The sequence below is a fragment of the Marinibactrum halimedae genome (assembly GCF_021234875.1).
In the GTDB taxonomy this organism is placed as follows: domain Bacteria; phylum Pseudomonadota; class Gammaproteobacteria; order Pseudomonadales; family Cellvibrionaceae; genus Marinibactrum; species Marinibactrum halimedae.
Genome location: NZ_JAJQVM010000001.1, coordinates 241,129 through 262,839 on the forward strand (window position 1 = coordinate 241,129; position 21,711 = coordinate 262,839).

At 43.1% G+C, this 21,711-nt stretch carries 16 protein-coding genes; 7 read left to right on the plus strand and 9 right to left on the minus strand.

Annotated elements, in window-relative coordinates:
• Positions 1–119: 119 nt before the first annotated feature.
• From LU351_RS01080 to LU351_RS01090, 3 genes are all read right to left on the minus strand, one after another.
• Positions 120–896, minus strand: a complete 777-nt coding sequence (locus LU351_RS01080) for a response regulator (RefSeq protein ID WP_232592144.1) — start codon at positions 894–896, stop codon at positions 120–122.
• Positions 893–1,450, minus strand: coding sequence for a DUF3019 domain-containing protein (locus tag LU351_RS01085; protein ID WP_232592145.1), 558 nt, complete (start codon positions 1,448–1,450; stop codon positions 893–895). The genes LU351_RS01080 and LU351_RS01085 overlap by 4 nt, the downstream gene beginning before the upstream one ends.
• A gap of 230 nt (positions 1,451–1,680) precedes the next feature.
• On the minus strand, positions 1,681–2,604 hold the full coding sequence (locus LU351_RS01090) for a MipA/OmpV family protein (protein WP_232592146.1): 924 nt from the start codon (positions 2,602–2,604) through the stop codon (positions 1,681–1,683).
• 521 nt (positions 2,605–3,125) lie between these two features.
• On the opposite strand from LU351_RS01090, the gene LU351_RS01095 reads away from it, so the two are divergent.
• Positions 3,126–5,234 carry a beta-propeller domain-containing protein gene (locus LU351_RS01095; protein WP_232592147.1) on the plus strand — a complete coding sequence of 703 codons (2,109 nt, stop codon included), beginning with the start codon at positions 3,126–3,128 and terminating at the stop codon, positions 5,232–5,234.
• A 195-nt stretch (positions 5,235–5,429) separates the two neighbouring features.
• Here the strand turns inward: LU351_RS01095 and LU351_RS01100 are convergent, their stop codons facing one another.
• Positions 5,430–7,679: a histidine kinase dimerization/phospho-acceptor domain-containing protein gene (locus tag LU351_RS01100; protein WP_232592148.1), complete on the minus strand. Its 2,250-nt coding sequence runs from the start codon at positions 7,677–7,679 to the stop codon at positions 5,430–5,432.
• Between the two features lie 64 nt (positions 7,680–7,743).
• Positions 7,744–8,442, minus strand: a complete 699-nt coding sequence (pdsR, locus tag LU351_RS01105) for a proteobacterial dedicated sortase system response regulator (RefSeq protein ID WP_232592149.1) — start codon at positions 8,440–8,442, stop codon at positions 7,744–7,746.
• Positions 8,443–8,673: 231 nt separating this feature from the next.
• Between pdsR and LU351_RS01110 the strand changes: the two genes are divergently transcribed.
• The 4 genes from LU351_RS01110 (at position 8,674) to LU351_RS01125 (ending at position 15,298) form a co-directional block, all read left to right on the plus strand.
• The gene (locus LU351_RS01110) at positions 8,674–11,046 is read left to right on the plus strand and encodes a marine proteobacterial sortase target protein (protein WP_232592150.1); all 2,373 of its coding nucleotides are present in this window, start codon (positions 8,674–8,676) and stop codon (positions 11,044–11,046) included.
• Between the two features lie 2 nt (positions 11,047–11,048).
• The gene (locus LU351_RS01115; RefSeq protein WP_232592151.1) at positions 11,049–11,795 is read left to right on the plus strand and encodes a class GN sortase; all 747 of its coding nucleotides are present in this window, start codon (positions 11,049–11,051) and stop codon (positions 11,793–11,795) included.
• Between the two features lie 501 nt (positions 11,796–12,296).
• Positions 12,297–13,760, plus strand: a complete 1,464-nt coding sequence (locus LU351_RS01120; protein ID WP_232592152.1) for a family 31 carbohydrate-binding protein — start codon at positions 12,297–12,299, stop codon at positions 13,758–13,760.
• Between the two features lie 146 nt (positions 13,761–13,906).
• A complete protein-coding gene (locus tag LU351_RS01125) occupies positions 13,907–15,298 on the plus strand; it encodes an L-serine ammonia-lyase (RefSeq protein WP_232592153.1) in 1,392 nt (463 codons plus the stop codon).
• Positions 15,299–15,463: 165 nt separating this feature from the next.
• Here the strand turns inward: LU351_RS01125 and LU351_RS01130 are convergent, their stop codons facing one another.
• From LU351_RS01130 to LU351_RS01145, 4 genes are all read right to left on the minus strand, one after another.
• Positions 15,464–16,168 carry an OmpA family protein gene (locus LU351_RS01130; RefSeq protein ID WP_232592154.1) on the minus strand — a complete coding sequence of 235 codons (705 nt, stop codon included), beginning with the start codon at positions 16,166–16,168 and terminating at the stop codon, positions 15,464–15,466.
• A gap of 377 nt (positions 16,169–16,545) precedes the next feature.
• Positions 16,546–16,815: a 30S ribosomal protein S20 gene (rpsT, locus tag LU351_RS01135; RefSeq protein ID WP_232592155.1), complete on the minus strand. Its 270-nt coding sequence runs from the start codon at positions 16,813–16,815 to the stop codon at positions 16,546–16,548.
• Between the two features lie 247 nt (positions 16,816–17,062).
• A complete protein-coding gene (locus tag LU351_RS01140; RefSeq protein ID WP_232592156.1) occupies positions 17,063–17,620 on the minus strand; it encodes a hypothetical protein in 558 nt (185 codons plus the stop codon).
• A gap of 689 nt (positions 17,621–18,309) precedes the next feature.
• Complete coding sequence (locus tag LU351_RS01145; RefSeq protein ID WP_232592157.1) at positions 18,310–18,618, minus strand: YebG family protein; 309 nt, start codon at positions 18,616–18,618, stop codon at positions 18,310–18,312.
• Between the two features lie 367 nt (positions 18,619–18,985).
• Between LU351_RS01145 and murJ the strand changes: the two genes are divergently transcribed.
• A complete protein-coding gene (gene murJ, locus LU351_RS01150; RefSeq protein WP_269783213.1) occupies positions 18,986–20,587 on the plus strand; it encodes a murein biosynthesis integral membrane protein MurJ in 1,602 nt (533 codons plus the stop codon).
• A 114-nt stretch (positions 20,588–20,701) separates the two neighbouring features.
• Positions 20,702–21,706 (plus strand): bifunctional riboflavin kinase/FAD synthetase, encoded by a 1,005-nt coding sequence (gene ribF / locus LU351_RS01155; RefSeq protein WP_232592158.1) that lies wholly within the window; start codon positions 20,702–20,704, stop codon positions 21,704–21,706.
• Positions 21,707–21,711: the final 5 nt, after the last annotated feature.

Consider the following 21,711-nt stretch of genomic DNA (forward strand, 5'->3'; position numbering starts at 1 on the left):
TTTAGTTGGTTTTATCGTAGTGAGTTTTACTGTAATTCAACTTGCCGTAGTTAGATTAGCTGTAACGGTAGAAGGGTCTGTCAAAATAATATGATGATGAATTAATCTATTTTATCGGTTTATGCTGACCACGCATCGGCTACCAACAAATACCCTTTTCCCCAAACAGTTTTAATTCGATAAGGCTTCTGCGGATCATCATTTAATCTCTTTCGTAATCGAGACACATAGACATCAATGGTGCGATCCAAACCGTTGTATTCAATGCCTCTTACTTGGGTCAGTAATTGATCTCGGCTCATAATTTCGCCGGCATTTTCGGCTAATTGGAGTAAAACTTCGTATTCTTGTGTACTGATGCCCACTGGCGTATCGGCCAACCACACTTGCCGAGATTTTTTGCAGATTTTTAATAGACCAATATTAATAGAGGCATCGCTAATGAATGTATTGTGTGAAGTGGGATGAGCGTGTATGCCTGGGGTGGTTTGTGTGGTAACCGCGTGGGTGCGTCGCAATAGGTTTCGAATTCGCGCCAGTAACACCATAGGTTCTGCAGGCTTTTTGAGGTAATCATCCGCACCGCTTTCCAGGCCAATGACTTCATCAATATCGGTATTGCGAGCGGTTAATATCAGAATTGGCCCATTAAAATGTTTTCTTAGCTGTGCGCATACTTCAATACCGTCTTGTCCTGGCAGCATCAAATCCAAAATAACCAGTTGCGGATTGACTTCTTTAAACCGTTTAATGGCACTATCGCCTCGTAATTCGGTCGTTACTTGAAATTGATGTTGTTCAAGGTAGCGTTTGGTTAAGTCAGCGAGTCTTTTATCATCTTCTATAAGAAGAATATTGGCAGGTTGTTGCGTCGGATTTTGTATTGTTGTGTTCATAGCAAGCTCCATATGTGTCGACGACGTCGATTTTTCCGTCGATCCTTCGTGTGAGTGGATAGTACTTCAACCGACTCTTCCGCAACAGTCTTGAATTGATTTTTATGTGTGCTTTCGTTGTTTGACTTCGATTCCGTGATGGAATGAGTTTGCGTCATAAAAAATATTTTTGATTCTTCTATGAGATATTTTTTGTGCCATTCACCTTCTTTGTGTGCGGCCCAACATTGTAATGTTGCAGTGTGGGGTGGGGAGCCTTCGGGAGTCTGTGAAGAAGAGCTTCCACTGAAGTTTTGGCTAGATTGTAAATTGTTTCGTTGTTGGTTGTGCCTGTCTAGATTGTCTGCAAGGCAATAATTCCCGCTTAGTTTTGCTTGCCAATAAAATTGTAAATTCATATGGCAAATTCGCTCTGGGTTATCTGTGAGGCATAACGTTGGTGTAATAGTCAGCGTTGTGGAGTTATCTTCGGCGAGGGCCAACACTGAATGCAAAAAAATAATGAAGGTGCATAAATAGCCAACATAACGACGTATTGACACTGTATTATTCATATCATCGAGTGATTTTTCTTGAAATTATGTTCAACACGATGGCGTCGGTGACTCTGATGTTGTATGTAAATGACGACAAAATAGATCCATAAACACGCCAGCGGCTTGGTTTGTTGTAAAGTGTGAAGACTTATTGGGACAAACGCAACCTGAATAAAAGAATCCATTGGTGAGTAGGCGTATGAATAAATATGGATGATGAAACAGACTTCAGAAGCTTTCGTGCTGAACTAGAATCGATATTTAAAACCTGAATAAACACTCCAGATATAATCGTTATCTATAAAAGGGCTGTCACTGATGGCGCTGCTGAGTTGTTCATAATCCATTAAAATGGCGAAGCTCCAACGCTTTGATAGGTAGTAGCGGGCAAGAAATCGAGTGTAGACGTTGTAACCGGAGTCTGCGCGATATGGAGGCGTTGCTCTATTGGCTTCGTAGTCGTTCACACCGTAGTAATAATGGTTTAAATCTTGGTTATTCCAAGTAATGCCGAAATGATTAGAAAAAAGCCATCGTCCAGCAACGTAGTTTTTCCCATAACTGAGGGTAGTGCTGAATCCGTTGTGGTTACTGGATATATCTTGAGAAATGGACGCCTCTATCGCCCCCCATTGCCCGTCTGCCAATATTTCAATTCCACTTTCGATAGCCCAATCTCGGTCTGGGATTAATAAAGAATTTTGTTCATCATTACCCTGGTTGTCATCATCACCGTTGGGGGTATCGTCTCCTCCGTTGGATGCGCCATCGCCTTCGGCACCAGAGTCACCAACAACGCCGTTATTGTCTACCCCCGAAGAGGCTGTACCGCCGAATGTGATTAATTGGCGGCTGGTATGTTCGAAATACCAGCGGTGTGGGGCCAGTTGAGTGATTAGGTTGACAGTGAAAAAGTCGTTGTTGATAAGAGTAAGGCCGACATCGCCGTTGTCAAAAAACCAGTGATCTCCGTACCAGCTGAGATCAACGACAGCAACAATGGGTAAATCCTTATGCCCGGAAAGAGGGTTGCTGCGCTTACCATACCCCATGGCAACGCCAATATTCCAGCGGCTATCGCTTACGACATCGTCTGTGGCAGTAGCATGTGTATTCATGGCAAGCAAGCCACTTATCAGCGTAATGACCAATGTCTTTAATGTGGTGCTCACGATTGAATATGCTCCTTACACGAGAGTCCCTAATTCAAATATGAATTTTATAAACATTGTTACGCCAATGGCCAATAGTTTATTCAAACCGTTTATTTAAACAGCTCATTCAAATTAGACGAGCTATTTACCATTATAAGGCGGGTTGATGAGGATGGCTGTAACAAATTGTGAAGTATTACTTCTGTTGGTTGGTGTTTACAGCTTTTCACAATCTTATGCATTTTTCTAACAGTGTTTTAAGTCGGACTTGATTAATTTAGTACGTAAGGGTGAGTCATAATTGACCTGAATGAATTACTTCATTGCTATGCCTCGCTCTGATTAATACGTTATGACCTTTCCTCAATGTTGATATTGGTTTGTGCTGTGCAGCAGTACGACTGAATAAACACCATGAAATCGCTTCTTTGAATCGAGCGGCTGAGCCAAAGCTACTGAACTAGAACTACTGAACTAGAAATACAGAAAATAGCATTGTTGAAATAAAATTACTGAGAATGAAATGTGAGGGCAAGAGTATGACACTAAGAAAAATAAAAGCTATTAGCTTTAAGCATGATAGTGTGTATATAAAAGTCGATGTAACATCGTTGCTTGGCCTGCGAAAATGGCTGTTGCTTGGCTCTTTTATATTAATGTTAACCGGTTGTGGCGGAGGAGGTGGGGGAAATGAATCACAGCCACGGCCCAACCCTTCTGAAAAATCAAACTCTATAGCACTCAAGCCTATTGTCAGTGATGCCGCTTTAATAGAGCAATTTTCTCAATCTTATTTAAGCCTTCATGATGAAGGTAATCTTTATGTTGAAACTTTAAATTCGGACTCGCCTGCTGCTGACTCGAGTGGTGGAGTGGGGGGACAGTTTAGTCGCCCCCAATTTAGTAGAACTAATGTACAAGAGGCCGCCGTAGATGAATCGGACATATGGAAATTCAATGGAAATTATCTTTATGTAAGTACGAGTGCAGATATACAAGTGATGAAGTATGAGGATCAAGCCTTAGAGGCAGTCTCATCAATTCCTCTCGATCGTATATCAGAAGATTTACATTTAGAAGGGCAGGGCTTAACGGTTATCTCTTCTAGTTACTCCGAAGCACCGGACAGTTCTGTCACTCATTTTTCGGGTATGTCGGATATCGGTTTGTATCCTATTTGGAATACTTATACCCATGTTGATCATTATGATGTTAGCGCTTTGGAGGGTGGTAGTGGTGACGCTCAAAAAGAGTGGGAGATGACGCTTGAAGGCAGCTTGTTAGCAGATCGTCGAATAGGACAGTATCTTTATCTTGTCACTCAGTCATGGCCAACATTTCATACATTAAATGCTTACCCAACAACGGAAGCAGAGGTGAATGCTAATGCTGATGTTCTTGCACAGCTAGAGGTATCTGATTTGATTCCACAGGTGAATGTTAATGGTGTGGAGCAGCCATTGGTAAAAGCTGAATCGTGTTATTCCACTGATTTAGTGCAGGAGTCTATGACTGTAATCACTACATTAACTCGTATTGATTTGGCCTCGGGAGAATTTTTGAGTCGCTGCACCTTTGGGTATGTGGAAGATATATATGTGTCAGAAAATACAGCTTATTTATATCGTACAGAGTGGCTCGCGACACTAAAGAATCGGATTGATTTCCCTCAAAATGCTCTTTTTGATAACAGCCAATATGCAACGATTATTCATGGTTTTGCCTTAGATGAGAATTTGATTTATTCCGGTTCAGCCATGGCCAGCGGACTATTAAGTTGTTATCCAAGGCGTTTCTGTTTGGGTGAGCTTTCTGATGGCCGTTTAGGCGCGGTTGTGTCGTTAGAATATGAAATTTTTTCCAGCGATGATGTCGAATATCAGTTGCAAATATTAGAGCTAAATAATACGACAAATAGCGACTATGGTCTTATTGCTACGTTACCCAATGAGGCGCATCCTGAACCTATTGGAGAATTTGGAGAAGTACTTTACAGCGCACGCTTTATGCAAAACCGCTTGTATTTAGTGACATTTGATCAGGTTGATCCTCTTTACGTGATTGATTTGTCAGATACAGAAAACCCTGTTATTGCTGGAGAGTTGGAAATTCCTGGGGTGAGTGATTATCTACACCCGGTTGAAGATTCGTTGGTGATTGGCGTGGGAAAAGACGCGAAAGTGGGTGCCAGTGGTACGACTTGGTTTCAAGGTGTAAAAGTTTCTGTATTTGATGTATCGGATATGGCATCGCCAACAGAAATTTACAGCAAAGTGATTGGTAAACGTGGAAGTAGTACAGCGGTTGGTAGTGATCACCGCGCTTTTTCAAGTTTATTATTAGAGGATCAGTACCGCTTTGCATTGCCAGTGAGTGTGCATGAAGAACCTTCAACATTTATTGGCATAGGCGATCCAGAGCGGGAAATATTTGATTGGTCGTACACTGCGCTGTTTCCATTTGAAATTGACATGCCGAAAGAAGGCACGGCTAAAGTTTATGAAAAATCACCTGTTGTGAGCAATCAACGCTCCGCAGAGATGCCATATGATGACGGCTATTATAGAAGTCGTAGTGTCTTACTGGAGGGAGGAGGGCTGTATTTACCCGGTATGAATAAAAATGTAATCGTTTTCGATTGGAATTAGACCGCGCTATTTTCATAGCGATAAATTCCATTATTAATTCCGCGCTTTAGCAAATAACATAGGTATTTCCTCTGGTGCACTGCCTTTACACTCGGCCTATGTTGTTTGCTTTTTTTAATTATTTTTCTAATTTTTTCTTTATTAAGCCAAAATAAAAAATAGCGATAATTGGCTTTGTTGTGGGAAATCTGGATTCTATTCGATTTTCTTCTCTCGTAAGTGTAATTCAAAAATAACGCCTGACTCATCTGATTTGTTATACGCTTTTGCGAAACCATGATGGAATTCTGCAATTAACCTGACAATGTAGAGTCCAAGGCCTAAATGAGTCTGGTGGCCTTCACTCTCGCTGAGTGTATGAGAGTTGCTATTAGCGCTTTCGGTATTTCTTAGTGAGACTAATGAATCAAAGATTTGGGTGTTAACATTAGAAGGCAATAAGGGTCCGTTATTGCTCACGCTGATGATAGTGAATGACTTATTTTTCCGTACCCCCAAAATAATTTTACCTTGTTGAGGGCAAAAGTCAGCGGCATTTTCCACAAGTTTATCTAGTGCTTGTACGATTAAATCGGCTGCGCCATGGAAGTCGGGGTGGGAGAGAGTAATGTCGGTTGTTACGATAATCTGTTTAGCTTCATATAAGCTAGCATAAGCCTGAGACAGATCTGTCAGCATTTGTGATAAATTAATCAGCTCGCTTTCTGTGTATTTGAGCGTTTCTTCAAGGCGGTTAGCAGAGCTCATGGCCGTTAAAATAGCGGAAAGTCGATCTGCTCCAGACTGAGCGCGAGAGACATATTTTTTTTGTAATTCTGGATCAGATTCATACTGTAAATTATCCAAAGACGTTTTCACAATGGCCAGCGGTGTTCTTAATTCGTGTGACAGTTTACTGGAAAGCGTTCTTAGGTAATCAGTGTACTCTTTTAATCGCGCTAGTAAAACGCCATAACTCCGGCTCAAATCTCCCACTTCATCTTGATGCGCTGAGGCTGAAAATGTATTGTTAATTGTACCATCACCATTTACAGCCGATTGAGCGGCTTGACTGAGCTTACGTATGCGAAAGCTTAACCAACTCGCATAGCTGATCAAACCAATGCCGCATATTCCCAGTGCCATGAGGCTATATTGAAAAAGGCGGGTAAAAGCGCTGTTGGTTAATGCGAGAAACTCTTGAGATGTTTGCTCAGCAATAACTACCCCTACAACTTCTCCTACAATTTCTTCTGAAACGTTATGGGTGTTGTTATTAATGTTGGTATCAATTTTATTATCCGTGTTGTTATTGTTATAGTTCGTGATGTTGCTGTCAGGGAGGTTGTTAAAAATCGGAACAGCAACTTGTACGGCATTTTTAATACCATGACGATACCATTGATTACTGGTTTTTCCGTTCAGAGCACTAAGAATTGCTTTTGAATGTAATTTTCCAGAGTCTGATTGTGTGTCAAATTCAGGGAAAGGCTGTCGTCCTAGGGCAAGTTGATAAATCCACGTTGTCCACATATTTTTGGGTGTGTTGCTGCTAGTGAGGTTGTCGACACTACCACTGTCGGCAAGTATCCATTGCTGGTCGCTGATAATGCGTAATCGAGTACCTTCGTGTGTAAATGTGTCGGCAGTTTGTTGCAGCGATGGCTCAATGCTTACATAAGGAAGAGGTTTGGCTTGTGAGCCTGAATTAATATTTCCAACATATTGGGCATTGCTGCTGTCGTAGGCGGAAATGGCGAGGTGCCCAGCTGCTAAATGTTGCGGGATTTTAATTTCTACTTGGTACCCTTGTTCGGACTCTTGCCAATGCGCTTTGATGCGATGTTCTGTCACAATTCGTGAACCGGCTTTGTACATGACATTGGCGGAGCCTGGTGCGCTGGTGCGAATAATATAATTTCGCCAGTGCTCAGCCTTACCAAGTCGCATGAGTAGATGATCTCCGCTGGCAATCTCATCAAAACCAGGATGGTGATAATGTAAATGTTCATCTTTGACTTCGACGAAGAGATACAGGTCGCGCTCAGAAACGCCTGCAGTAACATCCATAATCAGTTTGGTGTCATCCTTAAACCCATTATTCTTTGCTGAATGTGGTGGTGTAAATCGTTGGGGTGAAAAAGAAAATGCACGCCAATCATCACGGTATCCATCGATAGAAAGAGGACGTGGAAGTGGGTGAGCGTATAATGCTATGTGTCGAGATTTGTTGTTTTGATTGTGGTCTCTTTGTTTGATGACATTCTCTGGGTGGCTTGATTGTATGGCGCTATTGAGTATTTCACTGGCGCTAATACGGTCTGCGACAGCCTGTGCGCTAGCTGTGATGGCCATAGTTTGACCGTAACGTAATGCAGCTTCCATTTCTTTAACGTATTGCGCACCGGCCCATGGCAAGCTAAGAGTAAGTAAGCTGACCAGTATCAATTGTTGCCGTAATTTCATGTGTTATTTACATTCTTCATTTGTATTTTCCATTTTTGTTTTCCATTTTTGTTTTCCACTGAAGTTACATTTCCCACCGATAACCCATTCCGTATGCGGTTTGAATGGCTGAAAAATTTGAGTCTAGTTGTACAAACTTTTTTCGAATACGTTTAATGTGTGATGTGATGGTATTGTCATCCAACACAACGTTGGCGGCATCCATAAGTTGCTGACGGTTTTTGACATGACCAGGGTTACGAGCCAGGCAGTGTACTATCCATAATTCAGTAATCGTTAAATCCACCGGTTGGGCATTCCAGTGTACGCTCATTCTGTCCATGTTTAACGTTAATAATCCTTGTTCAATAACTGCATTTGATGAAGCACTCTCTTGTGGTGTGCTGAGTGCCTCCACACGCCGAAATAAGGCAGTAACCCTTGCTAACATGTGGTGTTGGGAAATATCTTTGGTTAAATAATCATCGGCTCCTAGGCGCAAACCAGAGACAATATCAAATTCACTGTCTCTTGCCGTAAGAAAGATAATCGGCAGTGTGGGCGCCATGGCTCGAAGATCTCGACATAAATCAAAGCCGCCCTCAATTTCATCTCCAAGGCCGATATCAATAATCGCTAAGTCAGGCAATTTTTGTTGAAACGCCGTCATTGCGGCTGGACGATTGCTGTAGAGGCTGACGCTGAACCCTTGTCGCACCATAGCGTCACGATAATTCTCTGCAATGGCGATTTCATCTTCTACGATGGCAATGTGTCTACTCATTGATGTCTGCTCATGTTTGTGTTTATTCCTGCTCGTGTCTATTCATCATATTCGGTACTCGACGGTGCCGTTGTTTTCGATCCCTATTATGGGGCTTTCTTACCAGACGCTCTAGTGTTTGCCATCATTTGCCATGATTCATCATAGGTTTGACGTTTTCTGTCTCAGGCTCGCCGTAATGCTTTGGTTTACTTCCCGTCATACAAGGGTAAATTATCGAAGGAGCCTATCATGTGCTTTAAACGCCAGCGTATACCAAAACACTTATTGTTAACGGATCAGCCTGATTATCCTAGGCGCATTAGACTGACAAAATTCATTATTTTTCTTTCTAGCGTCATCGTATTGTTGTGCATCAGTGATTGGGTACGAGCCGAGATGGTTGAAGAAATAAACCAAGTACAAACAGGGCAATTAATGTTTAAGGGAACGGCGTCAGGTCATGCGCTTCATTTACATAGTGAGGCCAAGGTGACCATTACGGGCTTGATGGCACAGGTAGAGCTGCGGCAGACATTTTCTAATACCACCGATCAATGGCAGGAAGGGGTGTATGTTTTTCCATTGCCTGAAAACGCGGCGGTTAATCGTATGGTAATGGTGCTTGGAGATCGGCGGATTGTGGGTGAAATTAAAGAGCGAAGTGAAGCGAAAAAAATCTATCAGGCTGCAAAAAAAGCAGGGAAAAAAGCGGCCATGACTGAACAGGAGCGCCCTAATTTATTTACTCAATCAGTGGCGAATATTCCACCTGGTGAAACCGTGAGTATTGAACTTCGGTTTCAGCACGACGTCGGTTATGAAAGTGGCGTGTTCACTTACCAATTACCGACGACTTTAACGCCTCGTTATATTCCATCTGTTCCAAAGTGGCTAGCGAGGCCGAATACTGTTTCGTCTTCGCTAGGAAAGCATTTAGAGAAAGAGCAGGATCACTCGACTATAGATGTATCCATGGGGTGGGCAATGCCAACGTTGGTTGTGCCAGATGCTCATAGGGTTACTCCAATGCAAGTGCACTCTGAAGAGGCTCATCAATTGTGGCCGACGTATTCAGAGAAAGCCTCGAATGAACCTGTATTTCGCTCGAAAGATCGGGAGGGGCTGTTAACGGTACCTTCGGGTATACCCAATCCAATTCATATCGATCTTAATTTAAAGGCGGGGGTTCCCTTGGCCTCTATTTCCAGTCCCTACCATGATATTGCCATTGAAAAACAAGATGCGTCACATCGAGTTATGTTATCCGAAAAGTGGGTCACAATGGATCGAGATTTTGTTTTGCATTGGCGGCCTGCGGTGGGTAAAGAACCGAAAGCTGCTTTCTTTCAAGAATCAGTGAGCGGAGAAGACTATGGATTGTTGATGGTGATGCCGCCCTCTTCTGTCCAAACTACACAAGAAAAAATTCCCCGAGAAATTATTTTTATTTTGGATACGTCGGGCTCCATGGGAGGAGAGCCAATACGACAAGCAAAAGCAAGTTTGGATTTTGCCCTAAATCGTTTGCATGCCGATGATATGTTTAATGTAATTGAATTTAATAGCGATTTTCGCTCATTATTTTCTGAACCACAATTGGCGTATTCTCGAAACGTTTCACATGCTCGACATTTTGTCAGAGGGTTGAAAGCAGGGGGTGGGACGGAAATGGTGGGCCCATTGAAAGAAGCTCTAGTGGATGCCCGTTTCTCAGAGCCTCATCGTAATGTAAATCGTTTGCGGCAGGTGGTTTTTATTACGGATGGCAGTGTCGGTAACGAAGCTGAACTGTTTTCTCTTATTCATCATAACCTTGATAAAACTCGCCTTTTTACCATCGGTATTGGTTCTGCTCCGAATCATTATTTTATGAGTAAGGCGGCCGAATTCGGTCGTGGTACCTTCACCTATATTGGTTCAGTGGATGAGATTACAGAAAAAATGCAACGCTTATTTACCAAATTAGAAAGTGCCGTATTAACCCAGGTTTCTATAGAGTGGCCGGCACCAGTAGAAATGTGGCCGCAGAGAATACCGGAATTGTATTCTGGAGAGCCTTTGTTGGTTGCCGTGAAATGGGATCAAGGTGGGCTTGCCGAAGGTGATGTTACCGTAAGAGGTCTTTTAGGAAATGGAGAAGTATGGACGCAAAAATTACGAGTAGCTCGGAGAAACTTGCACGATGATTTAAGTGAGAGTGAGCTTGCTAATGGTGTTGGGAGTGTTTGGGCTCGTCGTAAAATTGAATATTGGCTTGATGAAAAAATCCGTGGTGCCAATGAATTTTCTGTTCGAGAAGAGGTGTTGTCTATTGCTTTATCTCATCAGTTATTGTCGCCTTATACTAGCTTTGTGGCGGTAGAAGAAATTATTGAGAGGCCTCATTCAGAGCGGTTATCCCGTACAGGTGTTCCGAATCTTATGCCACATGGCTCGACACAAGCTTCCCCTTCTCAATCTTTTTCTCAGCCTTATCCTTCTACAGCGACAAGTGCGAATTTATTAATGTGGATTGGAACGCTTTTATTGTGTTTGTTGGCAATGGTTCGCTGGTATCAGGTTGTCGTTGGTAGAGGAGTGAATAGCATAAAAACGTTATCTTTTTTTACGCGAGGGCAATAATAATGAAATTGATCATGAGTTTACGGATGCTTTATCGACATCAAATAAGTACCCTATTAATGTTAACTTTATTATTCTGTGCCCTATTGTGTTGGGGGCACGCTCTTTGGATTCATAGTAAAGCGCAACTTGCACAATACTTGATTCACAATGCTTGGCAGAAAACCATTGCTGCGCCCCTATATGAAAATTCTGAGGTGAATTTATCTTCGCTGCCGATAATGCCATTGCCTCCACAAAAACCGTGGAGGTGGGCAGATACTTGGCCTGTAGCGCGTTTAGTGTCTAAGCAACACAACATTGATTGGGTTGTTTTGCATGGCGTACATGGTCAATCGTTGGCCTTTGGTCCTGGTCTGATGGTTAATCCTTTTTCTCATCATAGGCATGGGCATTACACTCAAAATGTGTTTGATGCATCACCGGTCATTGCGGGTCATCGTGATACCCATTTTAAATTTTTGAAGAATATTGAGATGGGAGATGAGTTATTTCTGCAGAATAAATCGGGAGATTGGAGGACATATACTGTGACGAATATGGTTGTTGTAGATAGTCACAACCGTCGTTTATCAACGGCGCGTCATCCACAATCGTTACTATTGGTAACGTGCTATCCGTTTGATGCTTTTGATCAAGGTGGATCACTGCGTTATGTTGTTGAATTGGAAATGGAACAATCAAAAGCAACATTGGTGTCCAGTCACAGGCGTTTAGACATGGATGGCTATACCGGCATTGAGTTTTGATAATAAATTCTTTTTCTTGATAAGAAACAGGTTTTAAATTGATCGGCGAAATTAGTATAAATATGGTTAATGATAATTTTCAATTTTTAAAAATTGAAATGACTATTTTTATCAAGCAGTGTTGATTTTGGAAGGTAATGGGTTTAATTTATGTAAGCGCTTAGAGAAAATAATAATAATTCTAAGTGTGTATTCAGTACCCCTTTTATCCATTTGTCAGTTAATAGTGAAAAGCCATTTTTTATTGGCTTTAAATGTAAACGATTACATTCTTGCTTTGCTGTGTAATGTGTGTCTTGGCGACTGTACCTTGGTCATTTTCTTAAATGTGAAAATTGAAGCATTGATTATTTTTTAGCGATTTTTGTCGTGTATGGCGTGCTTGCGTACACGAATGTTGTTTTAAATTATCAGTCAATGAACCCTGAATGAATTGTGTTGTGGTGATGATGTTGTTGTGAGGGTATTCGTAATTTCAAATCTAATGAAGGTGAAAGAATAATGATAAAACCTAAAGTACTTTCTAATTGTATTACTCAAATTGTGCTTGGTGTTTCTGTTAGTTTGGGTGCTTCATTTTCGAGTGCAGTGGAAGGCCCTTTTCTTCCTCCAAATGGAAAAAAAATCCTGATTGTTGGGCAAGATACGATCAGTATTGATAATTACAATAATTCCGTAGCGGTAACGCCTGGTGGTGTGACAGGTTATATTAATATCGGTGATTTAAGTGGATTAACGACAGACGTAGACAATGGTGCTGGTCCTAACAATATGGGGAGGCTTTTTGCCAACTATCCTAACAGCGTTTTGGCCATTGGTGTTTGGATGAAGGGGCAGTTGGGTCAAATCAATAATGGACAGCTGGATGGAAATCTTGATGAGCTCATTCGTGTATTGAAAAGTTGGGAACGACCTGTTTTTGTTCGTTGGGGATATGAGTTTGATGGGCCTTGGAATGAGTATGATCCTGGTGCATACGTTCAGGCATGGCGTCGTATGTATGATAAAAAAGTGGCAGCAGGTGCTGACAATATAGTTATGGTTTGGCAAAGTGCCTCTTATTGTACGCCAGGTAATTCAAGGGTCACTTTTGGTGGAAATCCCTATCGTAGTTGGTGGCCTGGAGATAACTATGTGGATTGGATAGGCATGTCTTACTTTACCCCTGCCGATTGTAATGATGCCGCCATCAATAATTTTATTTCTTACGCTGAACGGAGAAATAAACCTGTGATGATCGCTGAGGCAGCACCACAGCGTTATGATATTCAAGAAGGTTTTTATCATGGTTTTGGCTCTAACCCGAATAATAATAGTAGTCGGCAAAATAAATCGGGTAATCAAATTTGGAACGAGTGGTATCGCAGTATTTTCAATTTCGTGAATAGCCACTCAGCCATTAAAGCCGTAGCATTTATTAATGCCGATTGGGATAGTCAACCTTTATGGGGAAATAGGGCGGACAATTACCCGGAAGGTTATTGGGGGGATACTCGAGTTCAAGTAAATAATTTGGTTGAAAATAATTGGGTAAATACGATTACGAATGGTCAGTGGTTGAATGCGTCTCCAGATTTATTTGATCAGCTTGGCTCGCCAACGCCAACGCCAACACCAACACCAACACCAACACCAACACCAACACCAACACCAACACCAACACCAACACCAACACCAACACCAACACCGACCCCAACGCCATCAGGATTTGCGTTTGGTATTGAAGCCGATGGCACGCTTTATCATGTTAATGGTGGGCAAACTGGTGGCTTTGTTTATCTATGCTTAAACAGCGATTGTCGATCAGCCCAATTAGTGGGTAATCGCTATGAGCGTGAAACGGGAGTGACTTCTGGTACTTATAATATTGAATATAAAATTCAAGATAATGCAACTGGCCAATGTATTACGGCCGTTAACAATGTAGCCGTGGGCAGTGGCGTGGTAAGTACCCCTTGCGATTAGCTTTGCTATACCTATTCTCTACGATGTAAAAAGATGCCTCGGTTATTTAACTGAGGCATTTTTTATTTCTTTCTTGAGATTAAAATAGTTTATTTTTAACAAAGAGTGGAGCAAAATTAACACCTACTAACCTGTAGGAAATATCAATGTTTATTAGTGTATGCGACCTCTTTAAAATTGGAATTGGGCCTTCTAGCTCTCATACTATGGGGCCTATGGTGGCGGCCTCAGAATTTAAAGGCGTTTTGCATGATTTTATTCAACAAAACCGATTAGGTAAGAGTGCGCATCAGTTTTGTGTGCAAGCCACTTTAAGAGGCTCTTTGGCTTTTACTGGAAGTGGTCATGCAACAGACAAAGCCGTGATATTAGGTTTGCATGGTTACTTGCCCCATCAACTTGCCCAAGAAGATGTTGATGGCTTATTTGCGACACTTAAAAGCAAAAAAGCTTTGTCATGGAGTGATTCTGAATTAAGAGTTCGTTTTGATCCGACATCTGATGTGATCTTCGACTATGGCGAGCCTTTACCAGAGCATCCTAACGGATTGCAGTTATCGTTATTGGATACCCAAGGCAAAGTGCTTTTATCGAAAACGTACTTTTCCATTGGTGGCGGCTTTATTAAAACGGCAGAAGAGTTTGCTCGGGGGGATACGGTTGTGGTGACTGGCACGTTACCCATCTGTGAATACCCATTTTCTTCAGCGAAAGAAATGTTAGCCATGTGCGAACAATCCGGGTTGAGTATTGCTCAGTTGAAACGAGCGAATGAATTGAGTGTTTACACAGAGGAAGAGTTAGAGCATCAATTACAGAATATTTGGCTGGCGATGAAGTTATGTTGCGAAAATGGCTTAAAAACAGAGGGGGTATTGCCGGGTTCTCTGAAGGTCCAACGCCGGGCGAAGCGGATATACCAAGTGCTGCAACAAAACCCAGAGCGTGCTGATAGCAACGATTGGTTGTGTGCATACGCCATGGCGGTGAATGAAGAAAACGCCGCAGGTCATTTGGTGGTAACGGCCCCCACTAATGGTGCAGCGGGTGTTATTCCTGCTGTGCTGTACTATTTGGTGAAACATAAGCGCATTACTGGCCCGGAAATTCATGATTATTTACTGACTGCGGCAGCCATTGGGGGCATCATTAAACATCGAGCGTCTATTTCCGGCGCAGAAGTGGGCTGTCAGGGAGAGGTGGGGTCTGCGTCTGCCATGGCGGCAGCAGGCGTTTGTGCGGTATTAGGTGGAACGCCATCCCAAGTGGAAAATGCCGCAGAGATTGCTTTGGAACATCACTTGGGAATGACGTGTGATCCTGTGGCGGGGTTGGTGCAGGTGCCGTGTATTGAAAGAAATGGGTTCGGTGCCATTAAAGCTTATGCGGCTGCATCCCTTGCGTTGCACGGTACAGGGCAACATGTGATGCCGTTAGACAGTTGCATTGCGGCGATGAAACAGACGGGCCTAGAGATGTCCGTCAAATTTAAAGAAACGTCATTAGGCGGGTTAGCAGTGAGTTTGGTTGAGTGTTAATTCGGCTTTCATTGGCTTTTTCATGAAAAAAGCCCAAGCAAGGCTTGGGCGAAGTTGCTAGCGGTGCGTCATGTGTTGAAAGGCGAGTGCTAAAAACCAAGTGTTACAAGTCATGTGTCGTTACAGGCCATGTGTTGTTACAAGTTAGGTTTTATGAGCTTGGCGTTAAAAACTACTGGTTAGGGCCATGTTATCGCTGTTGATCAGTTCGATATCCACGCGACGTTCTAACGCATAGGATTCACGGTCTCCCTTTGGGGATGTGGACTTATCCGACCCGTAGCCGGTGGTACGGATTCGGGCAGGTTCTATACCTGCGCTTAGCAAGGCTTCTTCAACGGCTCCGGCACGGTATTGAGAAAGGACATTATTGTAATCATCGTTACCTCTTGGGTCGGTATGGCCGGCAAGATTCACGGTGAGGTGTGGGTTTTCCAACATGACTTGGGCTAATGAGTCCACGACACGAGTGGCTTCATCGGTGAGTGTGTCTGAATTTGTGTGAAAGAAAACATGCATTTCGATTTCATTGAGTACGATCGACTCTTCCTTGGCTGCGCTGTTCAGTTCTGTTTGATATAGCGCTGCATTCATAGCCATTTCCTTCTTCAATGATGAAATTTCTTGTTCGGCTTCGTTAAGGGAAGCTTGTGCAATACGGCCTTCTTCGGCGCTTTCTAATTCTTCTGCAACATAAGCACCGCTGAGTGCACCCACAAACATACCAATTGGTCCGCCAACGGCTGCTCCCATAATGGCCCCCCCTAAAAAGCTGGCGCTTTGTTTGGCTTCTAAATATTCAGCGTTAGCATTCACAGTTGTGGTTAGGGCAGTCAGAGTTAATGCAGAGATAGATAAAATCTTTTTCATGTTGAATTCCTCAAAGTCGCTTTTATGTCGTTGATTTGTATTCGTAGAGATATTTCTCAAAAACGTTTTGGGTCTGTGTTCCCGGTACAGTGTTAGTAAACAAAACAAATCTGGCGCTACTGAGGTGAGTTTCGGGCAAGGTTAGGATCAATTGTGGCGAAATGTGGCGAGACTCATGGAGGGTGGGGGTATATTGTTGTGAGTGATGTTTGTGGAGTGCTTGTTTAGAGTGGTCTGGTGTGAGTACGGCTTGGGTAGGCTTTAAACTTGATAGGTTTTAACTTGGTAGGCTTAAGTTGGGGAGATGAAGCGGGTGATAAAACGACAGGCACAAAAAAACCGGCATAATGCCGGTTTCTTCGTCGTCTTGTATTGGCTTAAGCGGCTGCTAAAGCTTTTACTTGAGCGTTCAAACGGCTCTTATGACGAGCAGCTTTATTCTTATGAATAATGCCTTTATCAGCGATGCGATCGATCACTGGAACTGCCGCTTCGTAAGCTGCTTTAGCGGCAGCTGCATCACCTGCTTCGATGGCTGCATTTACTTTTTTGATGTAAGTGCGCACCATGGAGCGCAGGCCGGCGTTGTGCTTGCGCGCATTGTCGTTTTGACGCGCTCGTTTTTTAGCTTGAGGTGAATTGGCCACCGTGTTGCTCCTGTTAAAAAATAAGGCTCAATGTGTAAGGGTCACAAATCAAGGACGCGACATTATGCGTTTTTGACACCCTATGTCAACCCACGGTTCTTTTTTTGGGCGAAAATTTGATGTCACTTCTTGGTGAAGACGTTAATTCGCTCAGAAAGGCCGAGGTTCGAGCATATCTGAGCAAGAGGTTATCGATAGTCATTATGTTACTGTATTTTTAGGTAAGCCTTTACTGGTGGGTAACGGTTTAGTGGTGCTGTGAAGCAAAAACGGGTCGTTTGTACACCTCCGTCATATTAGGCTCCAGTACCCTAGGTGGTTCGTTGAGAGCGCTTCTGAGCTTTTCTGCAAGGCCTTGTGGGTAGTGGTTGCCCACTTCGATAGGGTTATTACCCTGCGTTTTTTCTGTAACTGCATTACCGGGGACGGTGCGATCAAAGCTTGATCTCTGGCCAATAGAAAAGTCGGTGGAGAAGTCGGTGCTACTGAATAGAGCGTTTTGGGGAGGGTCGTTGTTGGCGTCCTGTTTTCCTATTATGGTCTGGGCCGCTGACAATTGCTGTGAAAATAGTTGATTCTCGGCCTCAAGACGGCATATCACCCCTAAGCTTTCAATCATATTTTGTAAGCGTCGTGCGGCGGTTTCTTCTAGCCCTCGTTTTAATGTTGCGACGCGGCCAGAGAAGAGTTGTTCTAAGTAAGCGTTATTTTTAATGCCAAAACGATTAGCAAATAAGCGCTTTACATCGTTGATGTCCTTTTCTGGAGAGGTGGCTCCCCAAAACACAATACGGTAAGTATTCATGTGAACGTCCTGTTGTTTCTTGAGTTTGAAGTGAGCGTGTTGTTACTACGGCCACTTTCACTAAAATTGCTGTCACTAATACTAAGAAAACTAATGTTATGCAGCTCAACTATTCCCACTGCAAATTTATCATTTTTTCGCCATGGCGTGTTGCAGGGAGAATAATATTTTTTCTTTAGATAGTTTCTCGGCATAAAGATGTCAATAAAAGTCTTAATAGTAAAGAGTATTTTTGATTTTGACGCCAATCTTTTATGTTGTTTGGCGATACTTACCGGATAAACGGTGCATATAAAAAGAGAAAAATAAAACGTAATAAAAAAATACTCTTTTTATTCGAACGCTAACTTTCGGCGAATCTTTGGAGCCTCTGTAATGAAAGCTTCATCGAGGATTATAGGGGTAATGAGTTTGTACGTCTTTCATACGATAGTCGCATTCGCAATAGTTGTGTTTGTGATTATTGTTGAAAGGGCGGTGGTAGGAATGGGGGAAATAATAAAAGCAGGGTGCTAGGGAGAGACGAAGCCAGTGATTTGCCTTTTGTATCAAAAGCGGTACTTAGGAAAACACTGACATCTTTCTCGCTAATAAAAGAGTTGCGAGTAAAATCAAAATGGCTAAACCGACGTTCGTATATTTTACGCTATCAGTAAAACTTGACTCTACGAATCGTTAAACAAATAACATTAGCCAGTCTGTGTCATGGGGGTGACGTTGTTATCTGTATTATTGGTTTCTTTATTCTCGGTAGCGTTCACTTCTTCTAATAAAAGCTCCGGTTTTCCTTTGCACGCTTTGGCGAGAACGTCACTGTGTTTTGCCAAGAGAAGTCCAATTGCTTCGCAATCTTCCTCAGAAACGGATTGAATGTTTTTTTCGATGACGTAAGTAATGTTAGCGGCGAGTTCTAACATTTTGTCATGGGCTTCAGCGTCTTTTTTATCATCAAACATGCTACCGTCCCGATCACATTTCCAAACAGCGATTACTGCCATGGTGAGTCTCCTGTTGATTACTGTTTTTTTGAACAGTATTTGAAAAAGTGGATGTCGTCAATGAGTCTTTGTGTGAATTTTTTATGCACAGTACTTTTTATGAGCAGTATTTGAAAATCATAGTGGCCTTTGGTGATTCATTCAGAGTTGTAATAATCAAAATGCGGTGTGTATTGATTCTATTTATAACAAAAAATGAAACGAGAGGCTCTCTTGCTCTATTGGCGGAAGACTTTAGGGTAAACTCGCTTTTTGCACAACCGCATCATTTTTTGCGTTGCTCGATAACACATAAGAGGAATGTCGAAAAAATGCACTGATCATTACAAGGCACTGGCTAAGAGACGTATGCGAGGAGTATAGCCCTTTGGATCCATCAGATAAGTCGTCCCAACCTGATTCGATTAAAAAACAATCGGGAATTTTACGTTCAAGCACGGTCGTCAGTGTAATGACTATGCTTTCTCGCATACTGGGCCTGGTGCGAGATGTTGCGTTTGCAAGATTTATTGGTGCAGAAGCGGGCGCTGATGCTTTTTATGTTGCCTTTAAAATCCCTAATTTCTTTCGACGCTTATTTGCTGAGGGGGCCTTTTCTCAGGCGTTTGTCCCTGTGCTCAGCGAATACCGAGAAAAGGGAGCGCATGATGAGGTTAAAGCTTTCATAAATTATGTTGCTGGGAACTTAGGGCTGGTATTGGCCTTGTTTACCTTTCTGGCAGTGGTTGGTGCGCCCATTGTTGCCTTGATTTTTGCTCCAGGGTTTTCTGGTGATGATAGTAAACTGGCATTAACTACAGATCTTGTTCGCATTACTTTTCCTTATCTCATGCTGATTTCATTGACGGGATTTGCGGGCGCGGTTTTGAATAGTTACGATCGTTTTGATATTCCTGCGATTACACCTATCTGGTTGAATGTTTGTCTGATTACAGCGGCTATTGTTATTTCCCCTCATTTTGATGAGCCGGTGTTTGCACTGGCGTGGGGGGTGTTTGTTGCGGGTGTTATTCAACTGGTGTTTCAGCTGCCTTTTCTTGCTCAGTTGCAATTGTTACCAAGGCCCGCCGTCAATTGGGGGCATGAGGGAGTGAGGCGCGTTTTAAAATTAATGGGTCCTGCTATTTTTGGCGTGTCTGTTAGCCAGCTAAATTTGCTGTTAGACACCGTGCTCGCGTCTTTTTTGCCAACCGGCAGTGTGTCGTGGCTGTATTACTCAGATCGTCTTTCTGAACTACCGCTGGGGGTGTTTGCGGTGGCGATTGGTACCGTGATTTTACCCAATCTTTCTCGAATGCACGCCAGTGAATCACCGGAGCGATTTTCCAGCACATTGGATTGGGCGCTGCGTATGATTATTTTGATTGCTGTGCCTGCGGCAATGGCGTTAATCATTTTGGGGGAGGCCATTCTGACGACCTTATTTCATTATGGAAAAACCACCACCCATGATATCCATATGGCTTGCTGGAGTTTACGTGCGTATGCCTTGGGCTTGCTGGCATTTATGCTGATCAAAGTATTGGCGCCGGGCTATTTTGCAAGGCAAGACACCGCTACTCCAGTTCGAATAGGCATTGTTGCGATGGTGAGTAATATGGTGTTGAACGTCATTTTCGTCGCGCCTTTGTACTTCTGGTTTAATTTGGGTCATGTGGGGTTGGCATTGGCCACCTCTGCTTCTGCATTTATTAATGCAGTGTTGTTGCTAAAAGGGTTGCGTCGAGACCGGGTGTATATACCGAGGCCTGGATGGATGCGCGTGATTCTTCAGCAGTTGGTTGCCAATGCCGCAATGGTTCTTGTGCTTTTTATTGGGTTGTCGCTAGCCGGAGATTGGCTCACCATGAGCGTGGTTGACAGAGTCTTTCAACTGCTGTTGATGTGTGTGCTTGGCGCCATTGCTTATGTGTCGGGCTTGTTTTTAACCGGTTTCCGATTGAGACACTTACGACCATCATCGATGTAATGATTAAAATTTCGACGTTTGGTTGGGCCGCTGTTGAATGTGTATGGCTTGGAAAGCCTTCGATCATGTATAATCGCCGCCTTTTCAAGGCCGATGGTGTTGTAGGACGCCCATATGTCGATGACAAATTCCGAGCAATGTTTACCTAAACAATGTCTAATTCGTGGGCTGCATAACTTTCGACCTTGTCATCAAGGGTCAGTGGTAACGATCGGCTCTTTTGATGGGGTGCATTTGGGGCATCAAGCCATCATTCAACAGGTCATCGAAAGTGCCAAAGCCAGAGGCGTACCATCTGTTGCTATGACTTTTGAGCCACAGCCTCACGAATTTTTCATTGGTGAACGAGCACCCGCACGGTTGATGCGGTTTCGTGAAAAAGTCAGTGCATTGTTTGAGGCGGGCATCGATCGCGTGTGTTGTTTGCAGTTTAATAAATCCTTACGGTCATTATCTGCTCAGGCGTTTGTGGAAACGGTTTTGGTGGAGGGTTTGGGTGTACAGCATTTGATTGTGGGTGATGACTTTCGTTTTGGTTGTGATCGAAACGGCGACTACGCCTTCCTCCAACAGCAGGGGGAACACTTCGGATTTTCTGTGAGTGATACTCCTACGTTTGAAATGGCCGGTGAGCGTGTCAGTAGCACGCGAATTCGCAAAGTGTTGGATCAGGCTGATTTTAGACTTGCTCAAGAGCTATTAGGAAAACCTTACGCGATTACCGGTCGAGTTGGTTATGGTAAACAGCTCGGTCGTAAATTGAATGCGCCGACCGCCAATGTTGAGTTGCATCGCTTCCGGTCTCCGCTTAAAGGTGTGTTTGCTGTTGTGGCGACCTGTTATGACACCCTTCAAAAAACCCAGCAGACCCATTATGGTGTGGCGAATGTGGGAGTGCGCCCGACGGTAGACGGCGATGGTAAGGCCATTTTGGAAGTGCATCTGTTGAACTTTCAGGGTGACTTATACGGAAAGGCATTGAAAGTAGAATTTAAGCACAAACTGCGAGATGAAAAGCGATTTGAATCCTTGGAGGCTTTGCAAGCACAAATCGCTGCGGATATCGATGCAGCACAGAATTATTTCTCAGATACGGCCAGTGAGCCGGTAACACAGTAATTAAG

Coding starts and splice junctions, on each gene's coding strand:
- LU351_RS01080 (WP_232592144.1), bottom strand. CDS start 896: ATGAACACAACAATACAAAATCCGACGCAACAACCTGCCAATATTCTT.
- LU351_RS01085 (WP_232592145.1), bottom strand. CDS start 1,450: ATGAATAATACAGTGTCAATACGTCGTTATGTTGGCTATTTATGCACC.
- LU351_RS01095 (WP_232592147.1), top strand. CDS start 3,126: ATGACACTAAGAAAAATAAAAGCTATTAGCTTTAAGCATGATAGTGTG.
- LU351_RS01100 (WP_232592148.1), bottom strand. CDS start 7,679: ATGAAATTACGGCAACAATTGATACTGGTCAGCTTACTTACTCTTAGC.
- pdsR (WP_232592149.1), bottom strand. CDS start 8,442: ATGAGTAGACACATTGCCATCGTAGAAGATGAAATCGCCATTGCAGAG.
- LU351_RS01110 (WP_232592150.1), top strand. CDS start 8,674: ATGTGCTTTAAACGCCAGCGTATACCAAAACACTTATTGTTAACGGAT.
- LU351_RS01115 (WP_232592151.1), top strand. CDS start 11,049: ATGAAATTGATCATGAGTTTACGGATGCTTTATCGACATCAAATAAGT.
- LU351_RS01120 (WP_232592152.1), top strand. CDS start 12,297: ATGATAAAACCTAAAGTACTTTCTAATTGTATTACTCAAATTGTGCTT.
- LU351_RS01125 (WP_232592153.1), top strand. CDS start 13,907: ATGTTTATTAGTGTATGCGACCTCTTTAAAATTGGAATTGGGCCTTCT.
- LU351_RS01130 (WP_232592154.1), bottom strand. CDS start 16,168: ATGAAAAAGATTTTATCTATCTCTGCATTAACTCTGACTGCCCTAACC.
- LU351_RS01140 (WP_232592156.1), bottom strand. CDS start 17,620: ATGAATACTTACCGTATTGTGTTTTGGGGAGCCACCTCTCCAGAAAAG.
- LU351_RS01145 (WP_232592157.1), bottom strand. CDS start 18,618: ATGGCAGTAATCGCTGTTTGGAAATGTGATCGGGACGGTAGCATGTTT.
- ribF (WP_232592158.1), top strand. CDS start 20,702: ATGTCGATGACAAATTCCGAGCAATGTTTACCTAAACAATGTCTAATT.